Annotated in this window: 19 protein-coding genes; 9 read left to right on the forward strand and 10 right to left on the reverse strand. The window is 61.0% G+C overall.

What is annotated here, in order from left to right; all coding sequences use genetic code 11:
- Positions 1–63: 63 nt before the first annotated feature.
- The 3 genes from NSJP_RS15380 (at position 64) to NSJP_RS15390 (ending at position 3,555) form a co-directional block, all read left to right on the forward strand.
- Positions 64–516 (forward strand): peptidylprolyl isomerase, encoded by a 453-nt coding sequence (locus NSJP_RS15380; RefSeq protein ID WP_155970652.1) that lies wholly within the window; start codon positions 64–66, stop codon positions 514–516.
- Positions 517–538: 22 nt separating this feature from the next.
- Positions 539–1,240 carry a hypothetical protein gene (locus NSJP_RS15385; RefSeq protein ID WP_080887743.1) on the forward strand — a complete coding sequence of 234 codons (702 nt, stop codon included), beginning with the start codon at positions 539–541 and terminating at the stop codon, positions 1,238–1,240.
- Positions 1,241–1,356: 116 nt separating this feature from the next.
- Positions 1,357–3,555: a tetratricopeptide repeat protein gene (locus NSJP_RS15390; protein ID WP_080887744.1), complete on the forward strand. Its 2,199-nt coding sequence runs from the start codon at positions 1,357–1,359 to the stop codon at positions 3,553–3,555.
- A gap of 156 nt (positions 3,556–3,711) precedes the next feature.
- On the opposite strand, the gene NSJP_RS15395 is transcribed toward NSJP_RS15390, so the two are convergent.
- The gene (locus NSJP_RS15395) at positions 3,712–4,677 is read right to left on the reverse strand and encodes a 2-hydroxyacid dehydrogenase (protein WP_080887745.1); all 966 of its coding nucleotides are present in this window, start codon (positions 4,675–4,677) and stop codon (positions 3,712–3,714) included.
- A gap of 373 nt (positions 4,678–5,050) precedes the next feature.
- Between NSJP_RS15395 and purH the strand changes: the two genes are divergently transcribed.
- The 4 genes from purH to NSJP_RS15415 all read left to right on the forward strand — a co-directional run bounded on the left by purH (position 5,051) and on the right by NSJP_RS15415 (position 9,154).
- On the forward strand, positions 5,051–6,604 hold the full coding sequence (gene purH, locus NSJP_RS15400; protein WP_080887746.1) for a bifunctional phosphoribosylaminoimidazolecarboxamide formyltransferase/IMP cyclohydrolase: 1,554 nt from the start codon (positions 5,051–5,053) through the stop codon (positions 6,602–6,604).
- A 128-nt stretch (positions 6,605–6,732) separates the two neighbouring features.
- Positions 6,733–8,013 (forward strand): phosphoribosylamine--glycine ligase, encoded by a 1,281-nt coding sequence (gene purD / locus NSJP_RS15405; protein WP_080887747.1) that lies wholly within the window; start codon positions 6,733–6,735, stop codon positions 8,011–8,013.
- A 17-nt stretch (positions 8,014–8,030) separates the two neighbouring features.
- Positions 8,031–8,678, forward strand: coding sequence for an L-threonylcarbamoyladenylate synthase (locus tag NSJP_RS15410; RefSeq protein ID WP_080887748.1), 648 nt, complete (start codon positions 8,031–8,033; stop codon positions 8,676–8,678).
- Between the two features lie 47 nt (positions 8,679–8,725).
- The gene (locus NSJP_RS15415; RefSeq protein ID WP_080887749.1) at positions 8,726–9,154 is read left to right on the forward strand and encodes a hypothetical protein; all 429 of its coding nucleotides are present in this window, start codon (positions 8,726–8,728) and stop codon (positions 9,152–9,154) included.
- A gap of 20 nt (positions 9,155–9,174) precedes the next feature.
- Here the strand turns inward: NSJP_RS15415 and NSJP_RS15420 are convergent, their stop codons facing one another.
- From NSJP_RS15420 to NSJP_RS15440, 5 genes are all read right to left on the reverse strand, one after another.
- Positions 9,175–9,546, reverse strand: coding sequence for an FmdB family zinc ribbon protein (locus tag NSJP_RS15420; RefSeq protein ID WP_172834380.1), 372 nt, complete (start codon positions 9,544–9,546; stop codon positions 9,175–9,177).
- Between the two features lie 47 nt (positions 9,547–9,593).
- Positions 9,594–10,787, reverse strand: a complete 1,194-nt coding sequence (locus tag NSJP_RS15425) for a pyridoxal phosphate-dependent aminotransferase (RefSeq protein ID WP_080887751.1) — start codon at positions 10,785–10,787, stop codon at positions 9,594–9,596.
- Positions 10,784–11,272: a pantetheine-phosphate adenylyltransferase gene (gene coaD / locus NSJP_RS15430; RefSeq protein WP_080887752.1), complete on the reverse strand. Its 489-nt coding sequence runs from the start codon at positions 11,270–11,272 to the stop codon at positions 10,784–10,786. Before coaD ends, NSJP_RS15425 begins: the two co-directional genes overlap by 4 nt.
- Entirely contained in the window at positions 11,269–11,805 is a 537-nt protein-coding gene (gene rsmD / locus NSJP_RS15435) for a 16S rRNA (guanine(966)-N(2))-methyltransferase RsmD (RefSeq protein WP_172834381.1), read from the reverse strand. The genes coaD and rsmD overlap by 4 nt, the downstream gene beginning before the upstream one ends.
- Positions 11,806–12,114: 309 nt before the next feature.
- Entirely contained in the window at positions 12,115–12,297 is a 183-nt protein-coding gene (locus NSJP_RS15440) for a hypothetical protein (protein WP_080888625.1), read from the reverse strand.
- A 215-nt stretch (positions 12,298–12,512) separates the two neighbouring features.
- Here NSJP_RS15440 and radC point away from each other — a divergent pair, with 215 nt between their 5' ends.
- Complete coding sequence (radC, locus tag NSJP_RS15445) at positions 12,513–13,235, forward strand: RadC family protein (protein WP_231989399.1); 723 nt, start codon at positions 12,513–12,515, stop codon at positions 13,233–13,235.
- 51 nt (positions 13,236–13,286) lie between these two features.
- The gene (gene fusA, locus NSJP_RS15450) at positions 13,287–15,389 is read left to right on the forward strand and encodes an elongation factor G (protein ID WP_080887755.1); all 2,103 of its coding nucleotides are present in this window, start codon (positions 13,287–13,289) and stop codon (positions 15,387–15,389) included.
- A 6-nt stretch (positions 15,390–15,395) separates the two neighbouring features.
- Here fusA and NSJP_RS15455 read toward each other — a convergent pair whose 3' ends face one another.
- The 4 genes from NSJP_RS15455 to NSJP_RS15470 all read right to left on the reverse strand — a co-directional run bounded on the left by NSJP_RS15455 (position 15,396) and on the right by NSJP_RS15470 (position 19,874).
- Complete coding sequence (locus tag NSJP_RS15455) at positions 15,396–16,817, reverse strand: Do family serine endopeptidase (protein WP_231989400.1); 1,422 nt, start codon at positions 16,815–16,817, stop codon at positions 15,396–15,398.
- Between the two features lie 37 nt (positions 16,818–16,854).
- Positions 16,855–17,505, reverse strand: coding sequence for a TrkA C-terminal domain-containing protein (locus NSJP_RS15460; protein ID WP_080887757.1), 651 nt, complete (start codon positions 17,503–17,505; stop codon positions 16,855–16,857).
- 256 nt (positions 17,506–17,761) lie between these two features.
- On the reverse strand, positions 17,762–18,271 hold the full coding sequence (locus tag NSJP_RS15465; protein WP_080887758.1) for an NADH-quinone oxidoreductase subunit B family protein: 510 nt from the start codon (positions 18,269–18,271) through the stop codon (positions 17,762–17,764).
- A 13-nt stretch (positions 18,272–18,284) separates the two neighbouring features.
- Positions 18,285–19,874 carry a hydrogenase large subunit gene (locus NSJP_RS15470; RefSeq protein WP_172834382.1) on the reverse strand — a complete coding sequence of 530 codons (1,590 nt, stop codon included), beginning with the start codon at positions 19,872–19,874 and terminating at the stop codon, positions 18,285–18,287.

Raw genomic sequence — 19,874 nt, forward strand, 5'->3', positions numbered from 1 at the left:
ACGATGTCAGAAGCAACCGACAAGACCAAGGCCACCATCGCAGTCACGAGCAAGGGGCAACCGATGGGAGAAATCGTGCTGCGCTTCTTCCACAGCGTGGCGCCCGGTCATGTGAAAAACTTCGTGGATCTGGCCCAGAAAGGGTTCTACAACGGCACCGCGTTTCACCGCGTCATTCCTGGTTTCATGATCCAAGGCGGCGATCCCAACAGTAAGAGCGCCGACCGGGCCTCGCACGGCACGGGCGGTCCCGGCTACCGCATCAAGGCCGAGTTCAACAGCACGCCGCACAAGCGGGGCATTCTCTCCATGGCCCGCGCCAACGATCCGGACAGCGCCGGCTCCCAATTCTTCATCTGCGTCGCCGACGCCAACTTTCTGGATTGGCAGTACACGGCCTTCGGCGAAGTCGTCAGCGGCATGGACGTGGCCGACAAAGTCGTGAGCGTCAAGCGGGACGGCCGCGACAATCCGCTGGAACGGATCGAAATGACGGTCACGATTTCGGAAGGTTGACGTCACCAGGGGTTAGGTTGAAATGGGGATATGTCGTTTCAGCCTCCGGCGCCTCCTCGTCGCACCCTTGACCTGCCTCTGCCTGTCGGGATGCACCATTCCACAGACGCCCTATCGCACGGTCTACGAAGACCCGGTCAATTACGTTCGCCTGGAACTGGACGACACCGTGTTGCCCGAATGGTCGCCGGGCCATCATTCGCATCCCCGAACCTTTACCTCGGAGGAAATCGTCGCGATCCTCACCGGCATGAAAGTGCAGGAACACCGCATCTGGCTGCAGAAGTGGATTCAGGGGGAAGCCCCGCTGGTGCCCGCCTTTCGTGACGAGGAAGTCACGATCCTCGCGCCGCAGATCGCGGAAGCCTTCGCCGCGGCGGCGTATAACGAACGCATCACGTTTTATCTGAGCGAGCCGCAGACGTCGGCCAAACGCCTGATCACCACCGGCGGGCTCTACGTGCGGGATTCGGAGATACATGTGCTGTTGGGCAACTGGCAAATCGTGTACGGCATTCCCCTGTACGGCATGATCTACGACCGCCGGTATCCCATGCGCCCAACCGTCGCCAAGGGCTTCGACCTTTTCTTCCAGCCGGCGGACGCCGTCATCATTCAGAACAGCAGTTTTCTCGATATCTTGTTCGCCAACAACAAGGACGAACTCGTCATCAATATCGACCGGCTTCCCGCCGCGATGGTCATGGCCCCGCCACTTAAGTAAATCTGCTCGCAGCGTCAGCTGATCCTGCCGAAAGGACTCCACGTATTCGGCTGATTTCATTGACAACATCGGGGCTCACTGTTAGCGTTTCCTAGTCGGCCACACGGAGGTCCGTTTTGGGTATCGACCGCAGCAAGATCTTGCACAGCGCGCAGCTGTTCGCGTCGAAAGGGCAGTTCGACGCCGCCATCAACGAATGGAGAAAGCTGTCGGCCGAATCGCCCGCGGACGGGAGCATCTACAATTCCATCGGCGAACTCCATTTGAAGCGGAACGCGTCCGGCGAAGCGGTCGCGGCGTTTCTGCAGGCCGCCAATGCGTTTCGGGCGGAAGGGGCCACCCTCAAGGCCATCGCCACCTATAAGAAGATCCTCAAACTCGATCCCTCCCGCTACGACATCTACCGCTACCTCGGCGACCTCAATGCCGAGCGCGGCCTGCTCAGCAGCGCGGTGCAGGATTACCTGACGCTGGGCAAGTACTATCTGAAGGAGCGCAAGACCAAGGAAGCACTCGAGGTCTATAAAAAGATCGTCAGTCAGGATCCGTCGAATCTCGATGCGCAGCAACGCGTCGCCGAGTTGTGCGTGCAGGAGAACATGCAGGATGAGGCGACGAAGGTCTACCTGCAGCTCGGCCGCGAGCGTTCCGCCCAACAGCGGTACAGCGAAGCCAAAGAAGCCTATCAATCGGTCCTGCGCATCGATCCGTCCAACAACGAAGCCAGCCAGTTCATCGAGCATTTCGAGAAATCGGGCGGCGACCCGACCCGGATCGCCAGAAGCACCGCGACGGCTCCCACGGCGGGAAAATCCCTTGAACCGATGGATCTCCTGGCCGAAGCCCGGCGGCGCATCGAAGAGAAGCAATTTGCGGGCGCGGAAGCGATTCTCAACCAGCTGCTCTCGAAGGAGCCTGGAAATCCCCAGGTGTGTCAGCTGCTGGCCCGATTGCATTTGCATCAGGGCCAACTGCAGATCGCCCTCGGTGAGTACCGATTTCTAGCCGGCGCGGCGTTGCGGGCGCAGGAATACCCGCAGGCGGAGGCGCTGATTCGAGAATTTCTGACCGTCGAGCCCGATTCGGTGCCGCTCCTCGAACTGCACGGGGAGCTGTATGAAGAGCAGGGAGACCCGGCCACGGCCGTCCTGCACTACGGCAAGGCGGTGGAAGTCCTGCTCGAGCATCCTGAGCCTGGCCTCCCCACATTGCCCGAGGAACTCTTTGAAAAGATCAAGCAACTCGCCCCGGAGAGCCCGGTCATTCAACGATTGGAAGCGCTGCTCAATGGCGGCTCCCCCGCCGCCGAATCCGTCGCCGTGCAAACGGACCAGACCGCCCCTGCAACGAATACGCTCCCCGTTGCCGGCACGCGGGCGGACCATGAATGGGAAGCCACGTCTCACCACTCGAGCGAACCGGAGTTCCGCCTCGCGTCCTCCGATACCGCCTCTTCAGTCGCCATCGCTCCGTCGGGGGCCACATCCCAAGCGGGCGCCGTGGGAAGATCCGGTTCGGACCAACCGACGGCAGACATGTCTGTCGCGGTCCCGTCTCTGACACGAGACGCCCAGCTTCGCTCGTTCTTGGACGCGGGACAGACCACGGAAGCGGAGCTGTGGCTGAATCGGTTGGTCGGCCAGGCGCCGCAGGACGCCGGGCTACGCGAATTGTTGGGCGGACTCTGCGAATACAAGGGAGACTCGGCCGCCGCCGCATTGCACTATGCACAGGCGTTGGAACTGTACGTTTCTACCCCGCCCGAAACCGTTACCGAACCGCTCAGCGCGTTGTACCTCAAGCTCAGCATGCTGGCGCCGGCCCATCCGCTTGTCGAACAATTAGCTCCGTTGTTCGCTCCCCGGGAGAATCCCCAGGGTGCAACGGCGGACACGGTCACCGAGATGGCCGATGAACTCGACCCGGAGGTGCATTACACGCTCGGCATAGCCTACAAGAACATGGGCCTCCTCGATGAAGCTCAGGAAGAATTCTCCGTCGCGATGCGAGCACAGGCCGTGTTCCTGGACTCTTGCCTCATGACCGCCGTGTGTTTGAAGGAACGCGGGCAGGCCGATGCGGCCAGCGCCCAGTTGGAGCGGTTGCTGACGGATTCCCGTTGCCAGGGAGCCAAGGGTCAGGCGATTCGGTACGAATTGGGCTTGCTCTACGAGCAACAGGGAAAGTGGGAGCAGGCCGTGACGATGTTCGAGTCGATTCCCACCTTCCACGACGTTCCGGAGAGATTGTCCTCGATCCGCGCGGAACACCCCGCTTCCGAGCCTGCCGCCAAAGCGTTCGGATACGCCAGCTGACTATTGGTCACTCAAGGTCAAATTCGAAATACGAAACTCGAAATCCGAAACATGGGATGGGAAGTTCCAAATCCCAAATACCCAAATCACAAAATCCAAGGCTCAAGGCCAAACTCGAAATACGAAGCTCGAAATCCGAAACCAGGTGCAGTCGAACTACAGTACGGGATTCGGGGCGGGCCGCCCCGCGAGGACCGCGTCCACGTTGCGTAGGCAGATCATGCCCATCTGCACCCGCGCATACCAGGTGGCTGATCCTAAGTGCGGCAGCAACACAACGTGCGGCAATGAGCTGAGCCCGGGATGCAGGCGAGGCTCGTCTTCATAGACGTCGAGGCCGGCCCCGGCGATCGTGCGGCGCTCCAATGCGTCCACCAGTGCCGCTTCGTCCACGATCGGTCCCCGAGCCGTATTGATGAGAATCGCCGTCTGTTTCATTGCCGCCAGTTCGGATGCGCCGATCAGGTGCCGTGTCTGCTCGGTCAGCGGCACATGGACGGACACGAAATCCGAATCGCGCAGCAGGTCGGGCAGCGAGACACCTGCCCATTGAGCGCCGGGCGGGGAGGTGAGTCGCGTGCCTCGATTGTAATAGTGCACCGGCATGCGAAAGCCGACAGCCCGGTGAGCCACAGCCTGACCGATTCGTCCCATCCCGATAATGCCCAGCGTCCGACCGGCAACCTCGGCGCCCAACAGCTGCGTCGCCGACCACCCGGTCCAGTCTCCCGCCCGCACCAGCGCATCGCCTTCCACGACCCGACGGGCCGTAGCCAAGATCAGCGCCCAGGTCAGGTCCGCGGTGGCGTCCGTCAGGACGTCCGGCGTATTCGTCAGGACGATCGAGTGATGTCGAGCGGCCGCGAGATCGATATTATTATAGCCGACAGCATAGTTGGCCACGACTTTGAGCCGGGATGCGGCAGAGAGACTTTGCGCGTCGATGCGCTCGGATAATGTGACGATGGCCGCAGTCGCCTCCTGCAATCCTTGCCGCAGCACGGCAGGGGAAGGTGGACCTTCCTCCGGTTCCGTCAGCAACTGGTACCGCTCACGGACGGTCGCCATGACCGGCTCCGGCAACAGTCTGGACACATAGAGGAGGGGACGGCTCTCGCTCATCGTGACGGCATCTTACCGAGTCAGAACCGGGACGACAACCGACCGGTCGGTTTCCGCTTGCGACATGCTTGCGAAAGCGGGCATCCATCTCTCATCAGACTCAAGGATGGGGAAAACAAATCGCCTGGTTTCCCGCTTCCGCGGGAATGACAGACTTCCGTGGGATTGTGGGTTCTTGTGATTTGGCTGTTGCCATTTGAGTGTCGAGTTTTGTGATTTGAGTCTTGGTTTTGGAACTATCCCCCTCTCTATCGTTTCGAATTTCGGATTTCGAATTTCGAGTTTGGCCTTGTGCCTTGGCCGTTCCATTTGTTATTCTCGTGCACCTTCCACGCATGCACCATTTCAACGGGCGATCCCAAGGAGTCAGACCATGGCCAGCATCAAGCGGGCGTTGATCAGCGTTTCAGACAAGACAGGAGTCGTGGATTTGGCCAAGGGACTCGAAGCCTTGGGCGCCGAGATCCTTTCGACGGGGGGCACGGCCAAGGCGCTCCGCGACGCGGGCGTCAAGGTCACCGACGTGGCCGCCTATACCGGTTCCCCCGAAATTCTCGACGGCCGCGTCAAGACCTTGCATCCGAAAATTCACGGCGGCCTGTTGGGGCGCCGGTCCGTTCCCGCACACGTCGACCAGATGAAGCAGCACAACATCGGGCCGATCGATGTGGTCGTCGTGAATCTCTATCCGTTCGAGGCCACGATCTCCAAACCCCATTGCCCGTTCGACGAAGCCATCGAGAATATCGACATCGGCGGCCCTTCGATGCTGCGGTCGGCGGCCAAGAATCATGAGGACGTCTTCGTCGTCGTCGACCCGGCCGACTATCCGCGCGTGCTGGAAGCGGCCAAGAGTACCGGCGACACGGGACCGCTCCGCCGGGAACTGGCCATGAAGGTGTTTCAGCATACGGGACGCTACGACAGCCTGATTGCGGGATATCTCGAAAAACAGATCCACGGCGCCACCGCCAAATTTCCGAAAATATTGTCGCTGCAATACGAGCTGGCCGAGACCCTTCGCTACGGAGAAAATCCCCACCAGCAGGGCGCCTTTTACCGCGAGCTCCATTCACAGGAGCCCTCCGTCTCGCGCGGCAAGATTCTCCACGGCAAGGCCATGTCGTACAATAATTTTCTCGATGCGAATTCCGCGCTGGAATTGGCCAAGGAATACGATGAGACGGCGGTCGCGATCATCAAGCACAACAATCCCTGCGGCGTCGCGTTGGGGGCCACACCGGTAGAGGCCTACGTCAAAGCCCGCGAGACCGATCCGGTTTCGGCCTTCGGCGGCGTCATTGCCTTCAACCGCCCCGTGGATCTCGCGGCGGCGAAAGAGATCACGTCCACGTTCGTGGAGGTCGTCATCGCCCCGGGATTTACGGATGATGCGCTGGCCGAGCTCAAACGCAAGAAGGATCTGCGACTACTCGACGTCGGGCCGCTGGTGAAGGTCACGCAAGAAGGCTACGATCTGAAAAAGCTGGTCGGCGGCCTGATCATCCAGGATCGCGACTTGGGCGTGTTGACCGATCTACGGTCGCTCTCGGTTCCCACCGTCCGCAAGCCCACCGACGAAGAATATGCGGCCTGTGCCTTTGCCTGGAAGGTCTGCAAACACGTCAAGTCCAACGCCATCATTTATGCGAAACCCGGCCAGACGGTCGGAATCGGCGCCGGTCAAATGAGCCGGGTGGACAGCGTCAAGCTCGCGGCCATGAAAGCGCAGATGCCGATCAAAGGCTGCGTCATGGCGTCGGACGCGTTCTTTCCCTTCCGGGACGGGATCGACGCAGCGGCGCAAGCCGGCATCACCGCCGTCATTCAGCCCGGCGGATCCATTCGAGACGCGGAGATCGTCAAGGCGGTGGACGAGCACGGCATGACCATGATCCTCACCGGCATGCGCCACTTCCGCCACTGACGGATGTCGGCACGACGTTCCAGCCTCGGCCTCTTCTCGCGCAGGGCGCGGTCGCGCCATCAGGCGGACCTCTCTCCCTCCCGCACCTGCGCGTGTTCGCCTGGTGCAGAGTCATACGGTGAGCCTTCGTGAAAATTCTCGTCGTCGGAAGCGGGGGACGCGAACATGCCATCGTCTGGACACTCGGGCAAAGCCCGAGAAAACCCACCATCTTTTGCGCTCCAGGCAACGCCGGAATCGCTTCCCTCGCGACCTGCGTACCCATTGCCGCTCACGATGTTGAAGCCCTGAAAGACTTCGTCGTCCGCAATCACATCGATCTGACCGTCGTGGGACCGGAAGTACCGCTCGCCCTGGGCATCGCCGATGAGTTTCGCAAACATCGGTTGAAAATATTCGGCCCCACCAAAGGCGCGGCGCGCCTCGAAGCCAGCAAGAGTTTTTCCAAAGAGCTCATGCAACGGGCCGGCATTCCCACCGCACGGGCCAAGAGCTTTACCGACGCGGCGTCGGCGCTCGCGTATGCCGACCAGCAGCCGCTCCCCATGGTGATCAAGGCGGACGGCCTCGCGCAAGGCAAAGGCGTGATGATCGCCACGAACCGGCAGCAGGCGCGGGAGGCGATCGTCGACTGTATGGAGAAGGCCGTCTTCGGCGAGGCCGGAAAAGAAGTGCTGATCGAGGAATTTCTCGACGGAGAAGAATTGACGATCATGGCCTTCACCGACGGTCGCACGATCGTGCCGATGCCGCCGGCCCAGGATCACAAGCGGGTCGGAGACGGGGATACCGGCCTGAATACCGGCGGTATGGGGGCCTATGCGCCTGCGCCGCTCGGCACGGCGGTGCTTCGCGAACAAGTCCGGCAACAGGTCCTGGAGCCCATCGTGACTCACCTCTCCAGGATCGGCTCCCCATTCCAGGGTGTGCTGTACGCCGGTCTCATGGTCGTGAAGGGGGTGCCGTACGTCCTGGAGTTCAACGCTCGGATGGGCGACCCCGAAACCCAAGTGGTCCTGCCGCTGCTGAAGACGGACTTGCTCGAAGTCATCGAGGCGGTCGTCGAACACCGGCTGGATCAGATTGGCGTCGAATGGAGCAAGGAGGCGGCCGTCTGCGTCGTCATGACGTCGGGCGGGTACCCCGGTCCATACCGAACCGGCGTGCCGATTCGTGGCTTGTCGGAGGTCCCCCCGGAGCATGCCGTCATCTTCCACGCAGGAACGGCGTTCGATCAGCAAGCCGTCGTGACCGCCGGCGGGCGTGTCCTGGGCATCACGGGATTGGGATCCGACATTGCGTCGGCTCAACAGACGGCGTATCGCGCCGCCAACGCGCTTTCATTCGACGGCTGTCACTACCGTCGGGACATCGCCCATCGAGCCTTGCATCCTCGTACGTCCAGTTGAGCAGCCCCGACCGGCTCATGGCCACCGTCCATCCATTGTCCCCGGCCACGATCCCGACACTTGCCTCCTCCGTTCGTTCGGTCATACGGGACGGAGGCCTCATCGCCATACCGACGGAAACCTTCTATGGCTTGGGCGCAAATCCGTTCGATACCGCGGCCGTCGATCGTCTGCTGGCCATCAAGAACCGGGAGGAGGGGAAACCGATCCTGGTGCTGATCGGTGACGTCGGCCAACTTCCCCTGCTAATTGCCGACATGCCGCGCATCGGACACATCCTGACGGAGGCCTTCTGGCCGGGCGCCCTGACGATCCTCCTGCCGGCCCATCCGTCCCTTCCTCTCAATCTGACGGCGCGAAGCGGACTGGTCGGCGTACGGTTGAGTTCCTGCGTTTCGCTCACGGAACTCCTGAAACAGATCGGCCCGGTCACGGGAACCAGCGCCAACCGATCAGGCCATCCGCCGGCAGCCACCGCCGAACAGGTGCAACAGGAGTTGGGGCACGAAGTCGATATGATCTTGGACGCCGGCAGGACAGCAGGCGGCCTGCCGTCCACCGTGGTGGATGTCCGTGAACCGGTCCGGATTGTTCGAGACGGCGCAATCCCTCGACAGACGATACGGAACGTGTTAGAGACACACGGGATTGTGCTGGCCGCTTAGACCACAGCCGCTGCAATGAACGCAGCAACGCACGGAGGAGGAGAGGCATGACATTGGCGACACGGGTGATGAAGCATGGCGTGGCGATACTGGCCGTCGGTTGTATGCTGACCCTGGCTGGCTGCGACTACTGGCCGCCGGCGCTCCAAACCCAGATCGAGCAGCTTCGTTCTGAACTGCAGACCGTCACTGCCGAGAAGAGTCAATTGCAGACGCAGCTGGCGTCCATCGCCAAGGTGAAGGACGACCTGCAGGTCCAGGTCGACGATCTCAGCCGTGCGAACCGCGACAAGAGTGCCATGATCGCCAATCTTCAAAACAGCGTGACCTCCCTGCAGGAGCGGGTCCATAAGACATCCAAGGCGGGGGCAAGCAAGGCCGTACCGGCCAAAGCACACGCCAAGGCGAAACCCAAGACGGTGGTCAAGACGTCGGCCAAGAAACGGCCGGCCGCCAAGGCAACCGCCCAGCGATAGCGGAGGCGGCCGATACCCGGTTATTTTGAAGAGGGAGTCGTGGACGGGGTCGACGCCGGAGCAGACGTGGGCGCCGGTGCGGACGTTGACGTGCCGGTCGAGGTGTTGGTCGACGGAGGCGCACTCGTCGTCGGTGCCGCCGTGGAAGCGGCTGCCGGAGCCGGCTCTTTCTTGTCAGCCGTGGATTCTCCTCCCGCTGAAGGCGGCTTCAGCTTGTCCGAATAGTCGGTCACATACCAGCCGCTGCCCTTGAACATGATGGCCGGAGAGGAGATCAACCGCTGCACCGGCTTGCCGCATCGTTCGCACGCGGCAATCGGATCGTCCTTGATGCTTTGCTTGATCTCGAACTTGTACGCGCATCCCTCGCACAGATACTCATAGATCGGCACAGGATTCCTCCTTCGCTCACTCGTGCAGCACACACTCGTCTACGTGATCAGGTAAGTCTAGCCAACGCCTTGTCAAGTCGTTCCAACCCCCGTGTGATCGTCTCCATGCCGGTGGCATAGGACAACCGGACGTGCGCCTGGCTGCCGAACGGCTCGCCCGGGACGACGGCGATGTGCGCGGTGTTCAGCAAATAGTTGGCCAGATCCGTTGGCGTCTTGACCACGCCGTCGGGCCCGCGCCGACCCAGGACGCCGGATACATTGGGAAACGCGTAGAATGCACCGGTCGGCATACGGCACGAGACGCCGCGTATCGCGTTCAATCCTTCCACAATCACGCGTCGCCGCCGATCGAACTCCACGACCATCCGTTCGGTGAAGGCACCGCCGTCCCGCAGCGCCGCGACGGCCGCTTTCTGGGAAATCGAACAGGGATTCGACGTACTCTGGCTTTGAACGTTCCCCATGGCCGCGATCAACTCGCGAGGACCGGCCGCGTATCCGATTCGCCATCCCGTCATGGCATAGGCTTTGGACACGCCGTTGATGATGACCGTACGGGCGGCGATGTCGGCGCCGAGCGTCGCGATGCTGACGTGGACGGTCCCGTCGTACACGATCTTCTCATAGATTTCGTCCGAGATCACCAGCAGATCGTGCCGAAGCGCAATGGCCGCGATGGCCTCGAGCGTCGCTCGGCCGTAGGTCGCGCCGGTCGGGTTGCAGGGGCTGTTCACGAGAATCGCTTTCGTGCGCGGCGTGATCAGTCGTTCGAGTTCCTCGGCGTCGATCGCGTAGCCCTCTTCCTCCTTGGTGGGGAGGAGCACCGCCGTGGCGTCATTCAAGAGGGCCTGGTCCGAGTACGAGACCCAATAGGGAGTCGGGATGATGATCTCGTCTCCCGCTTCCAACAGCGCCTCCGCCACGTTGTACAAGGAATGTTTGGCCCCGCACGAAATCAGCACCTGGGACTTCTCGTACCGAAGGCCCAACTCATGTTGCAGCTTGTCGACGACGGCGCCGCGCAGTTCTTCGGTTCCGGACGACGGCGTATACTTGGTGAACCCGGCACGAATCGCCGCCTCCGCCGCCGCCTTAACCGAGTCCGGCGTGTCGAAATCCGGCTCGCCGGTCGAAAAGTCGACCACGTCGATTCCCTGGGCCGCCATGGCTTTCGCCGTCGCAGCCATGGCCAACGTGGGGGAGGGAGCAATGCGCCCGACGCGGGAAGCCAATTTCATGGTTTGAGACTCCGTATGCGTGTCTGGAGGCGCCGCGCCACCTCCGGGTGAAGAAACGCGGTCAGCGACCCGCCGTGCATCGCGATGTCCTTGATGATCGTCGATGAGAGATAGGAATATTCTTCGCTCGGCATGAGGAACACCGTCTCGACCTGCTTCGCCAGCTTGCGATTGACCAGCGCCATTTGAAATTCGTGCTCGAAATCCGAAATTGCGCGCAAGCCTCGAATGATCGCATGCGCCCCGGACTTCTGAACGTAATCCACCAGCAACCCGTCAAAGGTCACGACCTCGACCTGTCCGAGGTCCTTCATGACCAGCTTCACCATCTCGACGCGCTCCGCCATGTCGAACAGCGGATGCTTGGTGGGGTTCGGGGCGACGGCCACCACCACCTTGTCGAACACGCGCAGGCTGCGCGTAATGATGTCCGCATGCCCGTGGGTAATCGGGTCGAAGGTGCCGGGGCAGATGGCGATCTTCATGCCGAACCCCCTGGCCGGGGGGCCGCGCCATAGAGAAAGAGGGCGGTATCGCCGTACAGATATCGTCGGATCAGCGCCGCGCCCGCCACCGACGGCGGCAACACGGCCCTGGCGTCCTGCTCAATGACCATCACTCCGTCCTCCGCGAGAAGCTCCGTTGCCCACACGATCCGCACAGTTTCGATCGCCTGCGTATCGGCGTACGGCGGATCGGCAAACACGACGCCGTACGGCCCGTCCCACCAATCGGGCCGCGCCAGGAAATTCTCCGTGCGACCGACCCTCACCTGCGCGTGGTCTTCAAACCCGCAGGCCGCCAAATTCTTTCGCAGCACCTGCAGTGCGCGAGAATCGCATTCCACAAACGTGACCGCCGTCGCCCCGCGGCTGATCGCTTCGATTCCGACCGCCCCGGTCCCGGCGTACAAATCCAAAAATCGTCTGCCCGACACTCGAGCACCAAGAATGGAAAAGAGCGCCTCGCGCACCTTATCTGACGTAGGACGCAGCGTCGTCCCTTGTGGCCCACACAAGTGTCGACCTCGGTGGGATCCGGCGATGATGCGCATAGTCAGTCAGGTGAGAGGACGCTCAGGAGCGAATGACTCTAACATAGCGTTTTTGAAGGGGTCAAGGAGCGTGCGCGCGAGGAAATCTTCGACGAGCAGATTCGGCCATCCGAGCTCATGGCCAGAATCCGGTTCACATGAATGGTGTTATTTTGACGAGGTATGCGTCGCTGACTATAATTTGCGGAGGTGAGGCCGACCTGTGCGGCGAGAGACGCCAGGGCGGAACAACAACCGGCTCGATGACTCTCGCAACCGCGAGAAGAGGATGCGTTATCGAGCCGCCACCGGCGTGCTCGGCTGCGCATCGCGTGCGGCAAGGCTCTTACGCCGATTATTCGAAATCGTGCGATCGATGATCGCGCCGCAGTTGATGCACTTCCAGGCGTAGAAAATCAGGAAGAAATCCGAGAACCGCTCCAGCATCATGAGACCTTTGCACTTCGGACATTCCATCGTTCCCTCCCAGGTGATGACGTGCACAGCTGCGGGCATGGCTAAGCAAAAGCTACACCACATGGCTCCCATACGTAATTTCAACACCTTAGATGCTACGTATTTGCCACCAAGGGGGATCCAAGGCTTCTTTTCCCGGTACAAAAACGTTCACCGTGTCATATTTTTGTTCGGGAAAAGCAGAAATCCAAGGAATGCCGACGAGGGCGACAGGCATGGGTATCTCGCACTGGCCGGAGGCTGAACGGCCCCGGGAACGACTCTTGGCTCGCGGCGCCGCCGCCCTGACGGATGCGCAACTGCTGGCGATCCTGCTGCGGGTTGGTCGCCAACGGTCCACGGCAGTCGACGTCGGGATGGACATCCTGCACCACGTGGGCGGACTCAGCGGGTTGGCCCAATGTGGACTTGAGGAACTGTGCGCCGTCCCCGGCGTCGGCGAGGCCAAGGCCGCGCAACTCAAGGCCGCGCTGGAACTGGGACGACGAGCGATGGCGATGCCCTTGTCGAAAGGCACGAGAATTTCTTCCAGCCGGGATCTGTTCAATCACTTTCATTCCAGCCTCCGGGATCTCCGCCACGAAATCTTTAAGGTGGTCCTGTTAGACGCCAAACATGGCATCGTGAGGGAGACCACGGTGTCGGAGGGCAGCCTGACTCTCAGTATTGTTCATCCCCGAGAAGTGTTTTCACTGGCGGTGAAGGAGTCCGCGGCGGCGGTCATCTTTCTCCATAACCATCCAAGCGGCGATCCCACACCCAGCCGGGAAGACCGATTGCTCACCGCCAGGCTGGTCGCGGCAGGGGAGATTCTCGGCATTCGCGTACTTGACCATCTCGTCATCGGTGACGGACACTATGTCAGTTTTGCCGATCAAGGATGGCTGCATCGATCCGACAAGACTGACCTGACCCCAGAGGAGGCAATCGAACTGTAATCCATCCCTCCGGAAGTCCAGACGCTTCCGGCCAACCCAGAGGAGGGCCTCATGAACGAGCTGCGGACCGCATCTCTCAGGAATGTGGCTGTGATCGGGAGCCGGGGGGCAGGAAAAACATCGCTTGCGGAGGCCTTGCTCTTCTCTGCCGGAGCCGTCTCGAAACTGGGCACCATCGCGCAAGGGTCGACCGTCTCGGACTTCGAACCGGAAGAGCAGCGGCACCGCAGCTCCGTCAGTACCGCTCTCCTTCGGTTTGCCTGGAATCAGACAACCATCACGCTGCTCGACACGCCGGGTTCGCTGAGTCTCCTCGGCGAGCCTCTGACGGCGCTGGAAGCCGCGGACGCCGTCATCGTCGTGCTGAATCCCGATACCGGCATCCGCAGTGAGTTGATTCGGCTGTGGGCCCGGGCTCGGGAGCGACGTCTGCCGTGCCTGCTGTTTGTCAACGAACCCGAGACTCAATCGAAGCCCCTCGACGAGTTGCTGGCCGCGTGCCGGCGTGAACTCGACATCAGTCCCGTGCCCATGACGCTGCCCTGTTATCGCGATACGGCGATGGAAGGCGTCGTGGACCTCCTCGGTCACACGGTCATCCGATCCAAAGCCGACAGTCCCAAGTGCGAGACCGGCGCCGTGCCTGACGCGATCGTGCCGCAGGTCACCGAGAGCGTGAAGCGCCTCCAAGAAGCCGTCGCCGACATGGATGACCGATTGTTGGAGCGGTACCTTTCTGCGGGAGAACTGACGGCCGATGAACTGGCGTCCGGCATTCGAATCGGCGTGCACAAGGCGGAATTGGTCCCGCTCTATCGCGGCTCCGCGTTGAGAAACATCGGCGTCGCACCTTTGTTGGCCGGCATCAAGGAATGGCTTCCGTCCCCGGAGGAACGGCCGCAGGCGATGCCGCTCAGCGACATAGATCATGACGGAGCCGATGGTGTCACGTCCAAGCCCCATAATCCGGCGTCCTTTTCCGGGTTCATCTTCAAGACACTCATCGATCCGTTCGTCGGGCGACTGTCGTACGTGCGCATCGTCTCAGGCGTGTTACAAACCGACTCCATGATTTTTAACGGCTCGAGACAGATCAAGGAAAAATGCGGCCATCTGTATGCGCTACTCGGGAAAAAGCACACGGTTCTGTCGTCGGCCACGGCCGGAGAGATCGTCGCCATCGGGAAACTGAAAGACGCGCAGACGGGGGATACGCTGTGTGAAGAGCGTACTCCGGTTCGCCTTGCATGGCCCGCCCTTCCTCGTCCCGTTTTGTCGTTCGCCGTCGAACCGAAATCCGGCGCCGATATCGACAAGGTCAGTCTCGGTCTTCACAAGCTGATCGAAGAAGATCCGACGCTCGACTTCTCAAGAAACGCGGACACCAAGGAAATGGTCCTGAGCGGCATGGGACAGCTCCATCTCGATCTGGCATTGGAAAAATTGCATCGCAAGTATGGAGCCGAGGTTGTAATTCACACCCCGAAAATCCCGTATCGGGAGACGATCCGCGCCACGGCTCAGGCTCAGGGGAAGTACAAAAAACAGACCGGCGGACATGGCCAATACGGCGATTGCTGGTTGGAAATCGTCCCCGTCGCCAGAGGAGCCGGGTTTTCGTTCGAAAATCGAATCGTGGGAGGCGTCATTCCGAGAAACTTCGTTCCGGCCGTCGAAAAAGGAGTCGTGGAGGCGATGCATCACGGCACGCTTGCGGGATTTCCCGTCGTCGACATCCGCGTGACCGTCTACGACGGGTCGTATCACGTCGTCGATTCCTCGGAAATGTCCTTCAAGATTGCCGCCTCCATGGCCTTCAAGAAAGCGATGGAGACGGCCCATCCCATCCTTCTTGAACCGGTGATGCGGGTGGAAATCGACGCGCCGGCCGACCATATCGGAGCGGTAATCGGCGATCTCAACGCCCGGCGCGGCCGAATCCAGCACGTGGAGTCGAGAGGACACGACGAGTCGCTCAAGGCGTTGGTCCCGCTGTCCGAACTCATGACCTATACCACCGTGCTCAATGCCTTGACCGGCGGGGGAGGGAGCTATGTCATGGAATTGGCGCGCTATGAGGAAGTGCCGCGCGAGATCAGCCTGAAGATCCTGGAGGAGCAGAAAGCGGCCCGGCAGACCGTCGCAGCGTTGTGACGACGCTTAGGGATCGCCCGCTTTTAGGACGACGTAAAATGCCCGGCTTTCGCGCAGCACACGCAAGAGGACGGTCTCGCCACGGCGGACCTTCGAGATGGCCGCCGTGAATTCCCCGACAGACCCGACGTCCACGCGATTGACTTCTTTGATGAGGTCTCCCTCGCGCAGCCCTTCGGATTGGGCCAGGCTTCCCGGCTCCACTTTGGTAATCAACACGCCTCGGGTTTCCCGCAACCGAAACTTGTCCGCCAATGCGGCGGTCAAATCCTGAAGATCCAGTCCCAGCTTGACGTCGGTACGCGACGGCGGCAAAGAGGCGACCACGGCTTGATCCCGCCGTTCGCTCAGCGCGACGTCCAATACCATGCGTTTCTTGTCCCGCACCACTTCGACTTTGGTCATGACGCCCGGCTGCAGCCCGGCCACGACCCGGGAAAGCCGGTTAGGGGTGTCCACCACCGTCCCTTCGATTCGCGTGATGATGTCGCCGGGTTTGATCCCGGCCACCGCCGCCGGATCCTTCTCGAATACTTCGTTGACCAGCACGCCTTCATTGTCCGTCACGCCGAACTTCCTGGCCAGTTCCGGCGTGAGCGGCTGGATGCCCACGCCCAGCCATCCCCGCACCACACGGCCTTGGGCTACCAGCTGTTGCAGCACTTGCTTGGCCATATTGGACGGGATCGCAAACCCGATCCCTTGCGCAAAATTGATGATAGCGGTATTGATGCCGATCACCTCGCCACGCAGGTTGAATAGCGGCCCGCCCGAATTTCCCGGATTGATCGAGGCATCGGTCTGAATAAAGTTTTCGTACCGCGACAGATTCACGTTCTCACGGCCGATCCCGCTCACCACCCCGAGGGTCACGGTCCGATCCAATCCGAACGGATTACCGACGGCCAAGACCCATTGCCCCACGCGGACGCCGGATGAATCGCCGAACTTGGCATAGGGGAGGGGATGGTCGGAGGTGACCTTCAAGACAGCCAAGTCCGTGTCCGGATCCTTGCCGACGACCTGGGCAATCAGCTTCGACTTATCGGAAAACCGTACTTCGACTTCGCTCGCATCGCCGATCACGTGGTTGTTCGTGATGATATGGCCGTCGGAATCCACCAGAACACCGGATCCGGAGCCGGGGGAATTCGGCGTTCGATCCTGGAGAAAATCCCGTCCTTTGCCGCTCGGCGTCACGGGAAAGAGATTGACCACCGACGGTTTGGTTGCCTCGGCCAAGTCGGTGATGACCGCCTGGATTTCCTCCAGCATCTGCAGACCGGTCGTCTTTCCGGCCTCCGCGGCCTGTACGTCCGCGCACCGGACCGCGACGGCAGACACCACGAGGGCCGCCAGCACGGCCGGCAGCACAGAACGTCTTCGGTTGGAAACGACCGGCGACATGGTGCCGGCAGTGTACACCACCGGGAATCCAGAAACCTACGGGAAGACCCGTCGGGGATCACTCCTCGCGGTAGATGGGCTTGACTTTTCGAGGCGTGCCGAACAAAGCCGCCACCTGGTCCAGGTCGGACCGGGTTCCCATGATGACGACGACGTCATCCGGCTGGAATACCAGGGAGTCGGACGGTGGAATGAGAAAAGGTCCGCGAAACACCGTGATGAAGCGCACCGACTCCGGAATCATCAGATCCGTGGGATGTTTGCCGATGGCGGGAGCGCGCCGGACCACCGGCATCCGTTCCAGCGCGGCCGAATGCAGGCTCAAGTCGCGCTGCAGCGTCAGCAGATCTTCGTGGATGGTTTCCATCTTCAATTCACGAATCTGTCCGTCGACCTGATGCAAGGCCTGCTTGAGATCCCGGACGCGCCCGAGCGACTGATCCAGGGTCCGCTGAAGTTCGTCCGGCGCGATCGAAAGGCTGCCGCGGCCCGTAGAGACCTTGTCGGACACGACGTCGGCAATTCGATGCCCGAGCTCGCCATGCGCGCGTTCAATCTGGCTGAGAAGCTGGGCAGCCTGGCTGTGGAGGCGCAGGATGTGGACCTTTCGATTGACGCGTTCGGCTACCGCCACGACCGATTCATAGACCGCGCTGCCGGTCAGTGATAGTTCCTTCTGCAAGCGGCCGATGAATTCCAGGGACATCATGATTCGGAAAATCTATCGCGTCTGATAAGGGTTATTATGTCAACTTAAAAGGTTCCCGTACCGGATCTCATCCAGTCGTCCACCATTTAAGCATTCCTGTCGTCCGTAGGCATCCCTTTGGATCTACGCTAACACAGCCCGGCGGTTCACCGCCAGATCGCACAGAAATCGACATCGTGAGTGAAGTGCAGGACCGGCTCGGAGCGGGGATTTTCAAGGAGGAGCTTTCCAGGATGTTTCCAGCGGTTAACCGCTTTCATCGTTGCCTCCTCCTCAAATCTTGGAGTACCTGAATAATCGCTTCGGGTCTGGGAGGACATCCTGGAATGCGCACATCCACCGGCACGTGGCGCTCGACCGGCCCGGTCACGGCATAGCTCCCCTTGAACAAACCGCAGTTGATGGCGCAGTCGCCAAGAGCGATCACCAGCTTCGGATCCGCTGTCTGTTTGTATGCGTTTTTCAACGGCCGTTCCATGTTCACGGTCACCGGCCCTGTGACCACCAAGGCATCGGCGTGACGGGGCGACGCGGCGATATGGATGCCGAACCGCTCAATGTCATAGACAGGGTTTGTCAGAGCGTTCATTTCCATCTCGCAGGCGTTGCACGACCCCGTGTCGACTTCCCGGATCGTCAGCGAGCGTCGGAACGGCAGGGCTTTTTCACGGGCATCCGCAGTCGGCTCCTCGACCGGCTCCCGACCGTCGGGATGACGGCCTGTCACGACTCCAGTCTTGAGACTCTTCTTCAGGATGCGGAACATGTGCACCTCCCGACTAGAGATCGTTCCCGGCGTACGAGAGATTGAAGCTCTTGTTGATGAGTGGAAAATCTGGGATGATGTTTCCCGTCACCGCCCACTGAATGGCCGGCCAGTTCACAAAGGACGGATCGCGCACCTTACAGCGGTGGATCTGTCCTCCTTCTCCCGCCATGACGAAGCAGAGAATTTCTCCGCGCCAACCTTCCACGGCTGAGACGGCCCAGTCGCCTGGTATCGGAAGATTGTTTGACTCAGCGACGACCTCTCCTCGGGGAATCAGTCGACCGATCTCCCGGATGAGGCGCATGGATTCGTGAATCTCATCCATGCGCACCCGCAGACGCGCACGGACATCGCCATATCGGTAGAGCGCCACTCTGACCGGCACTTCATCGTAGGCCGCAAACGGGCGGTCCCGCCGCACGTCCTGATCGAGTCCCGATGCCCGTCCGACCACGCCGATGACCCCATGGTCCCAGGCGATCCGTTCCGTCAGTACGCCGGTGGTTTCGAGGCGGTCGGTCAGGGAGGCATTTGCAAGAATGATGGCCTCGAGTTCCGAAAAATCCTGCTCAATCCGGTCCAATTCGCCCACCGTCTCGTCGAGTCTCCTCTGCCCCACATCGCGGGCCACTCCTCCGAGACAGAGGGCTCCGCGCAAGAATCGCGAACCGGTTAGCCGATCGTTGAGTTGCATGAGCTGTTCCTTTATCCGTCCGCAATGCGCATGGGCCAGGGTGTAAGCCGTATCGTTGCAGATTGTCCCCACGTCCCCCAGATGGTTGTGCAGCCGTTCCAGTTCCAGAAAGAACGAGCGCAGATACCGGGCTCGCCGCGGCACCCCCATGTGTATGAGCGCCTCGGCGGCCTGGCAGTACGCGAGGCCGTGTCCGACCGTGGTATCGCCTGAGATCCGCTCGGCAAGCGGCAGCGCGGCCGCCAGCGGTTGCTGCTCGAACAGCTTTTCCACACCGCGGTGCTTCCAGAAATGGCGCACTTCGAGCTGCATGATCGGTTCACCGGCCACGGAGAAGCGAAAATGTCCCGGCTCGATGATCCCGGCATGAATCGGGCCGACCGGAATTTCAAACACCCCTTCCCCTTCGATATGCCGAAAACGATATTCGCCCGGATGCCTTCCCATGACGTGGTTCCACGGAAAATCCTTCCTGAGCGGGTGCGTTCCCTTCGGCCAGTGCTCATGGCGAATCAAGCGGCGGAGATCCGGATGGCCGCCCGGAATCAACCCGTACTGGTCCCGAATCTCCCGTTCGTACCATTGCGCCGCATGGACCGATGGTGTGATCGATGGAAAGAGTCGATCTCTTCCCGTCTGCTCCAGCGTCAGCATCACCCAGGGGCGGCACGATTCCAACGCAAACAGGTAGTGAATCTCATACCGATCCGCGATCGGTCTGCCGTCGGTGGCGAACAGCAATGCCAAACGGCCCCGCGGCTTACCGTGTAGATAGCGCGCAAGATCCGGCAGTTCCGTATGACCCACGCGATAATGGATCACGCCCTCCCGGGACGACGGAACCGGCGACAGCGTCGGAAAGATTTCTCGGAGCTGCCGTTGGATTGAAGAATCACCGAGCATCAT

It is taken from the genome of Nitrospira japonica, from assembly GCF_900169565.1.
GTDB lineage: Bacteria > Nitrospirota > Nitrospiria > Nitrospirales > Nitrospiraceae > Nitrospira_C > Nitrospira_C japonica_A.

Bases quoted from the DNA above. Each gene is read 5' to 3' on its own strand.
- NSJP_RS15380 (WP_155970652.1), top strand. From the start codon at position 64: ATGGGAGAAATCGTGCTGCGCTTCTTCCACAGCGTGGCGCCCGGTCAT.
- NSJP_RS15385 (WP_080887743.1), top strand. From the start codon at position 539: ATGGGGATATGTCGTTTCAGCCTCCGGCGCCTCCTCGTCGCACCCTTG.
- NSJP_RS15395 (WP_080887745.1), bottom strand. From the start codon at position 4,677: ATGAGCGAGAGCCGTCCCCTCCTCTATGTGTCCAGACTGTTGCCGGAG.
- purH (WP_080887746.1), top strand. From the start codon at position 5,051: ATGGCCAGCATCAAGCGGGCGTTGATCAGCGTTTCAGACAAGACAGGA.
- NSJP_RS15410 (WP_080887748.1), top strand. From the start codon at position 8,031: ATGGCCACCGTCCATCCATTGTCCCCGGCCACGATCCCGACACTTGCC.
- NSJP_RS15415 (WP_080887749.1), top strand. From the start codon at position 8,726: ATGACATTGGCGACACGGGTGATGAAGCATGGCGTGGCGATACTGGCC.
- NSJP_RS15425 (WP_080887751.1), bottom strand. From the start codon at position 10,787: ATGAAATTGGCTTCCCGCGTCGGGCGCATTGCTCCCTCCCCCACGTTG.
- coaD (WP_080887752.1), bottom strand. From the start codon at position 11,272: ATGAAGATCGCCATCTGCCCCGGCACCTTCGACCCGATTACCCACGGG.
- NSJP_RS15440 (WP_080888625.1), bottom strand. From the start codon at position 12,297: ATGGAATGTCCGAAGTGCAAAGGTCTCATGATGCTGGAGCGGTTCTCG.
- radC (WP_231989399.1), top strand. From the start codon at position 12,513: ATGGGTATCTCGCACTGGCCGGAGGCTGAACGGCCCCGGGAACGACTC.
- fusA (WP_080887755.1), top strand. From the start codon at position 13,287: ATGAACGAGCTGCGGACCGCATCTCTCAGGAATGTGGCTGTGATCGGG.
- NSJP_RS15460 (WP_080887757.1), bottom strand. From the start codon at position 17,505: ATGATGTCCCTGGAATTCATCGGCCGCTTGCAGAAGGAACTATCACTG.
- NSJP_RS15465 (WP_080887758.1), bottom strand. From the start codon at position 18,271: ATGTTCCGCATCCTGAAGAAGAGTCTCAAGACTGGAGTCGTGACAGGC.
- NSJP_RS15470 (WP_172834382.1), bottom strand. From the start codon at position 19,874: ATGATGCTCGGTGATTCTTCAATCCAACGGCAGCTCCGAGAAATCTTT.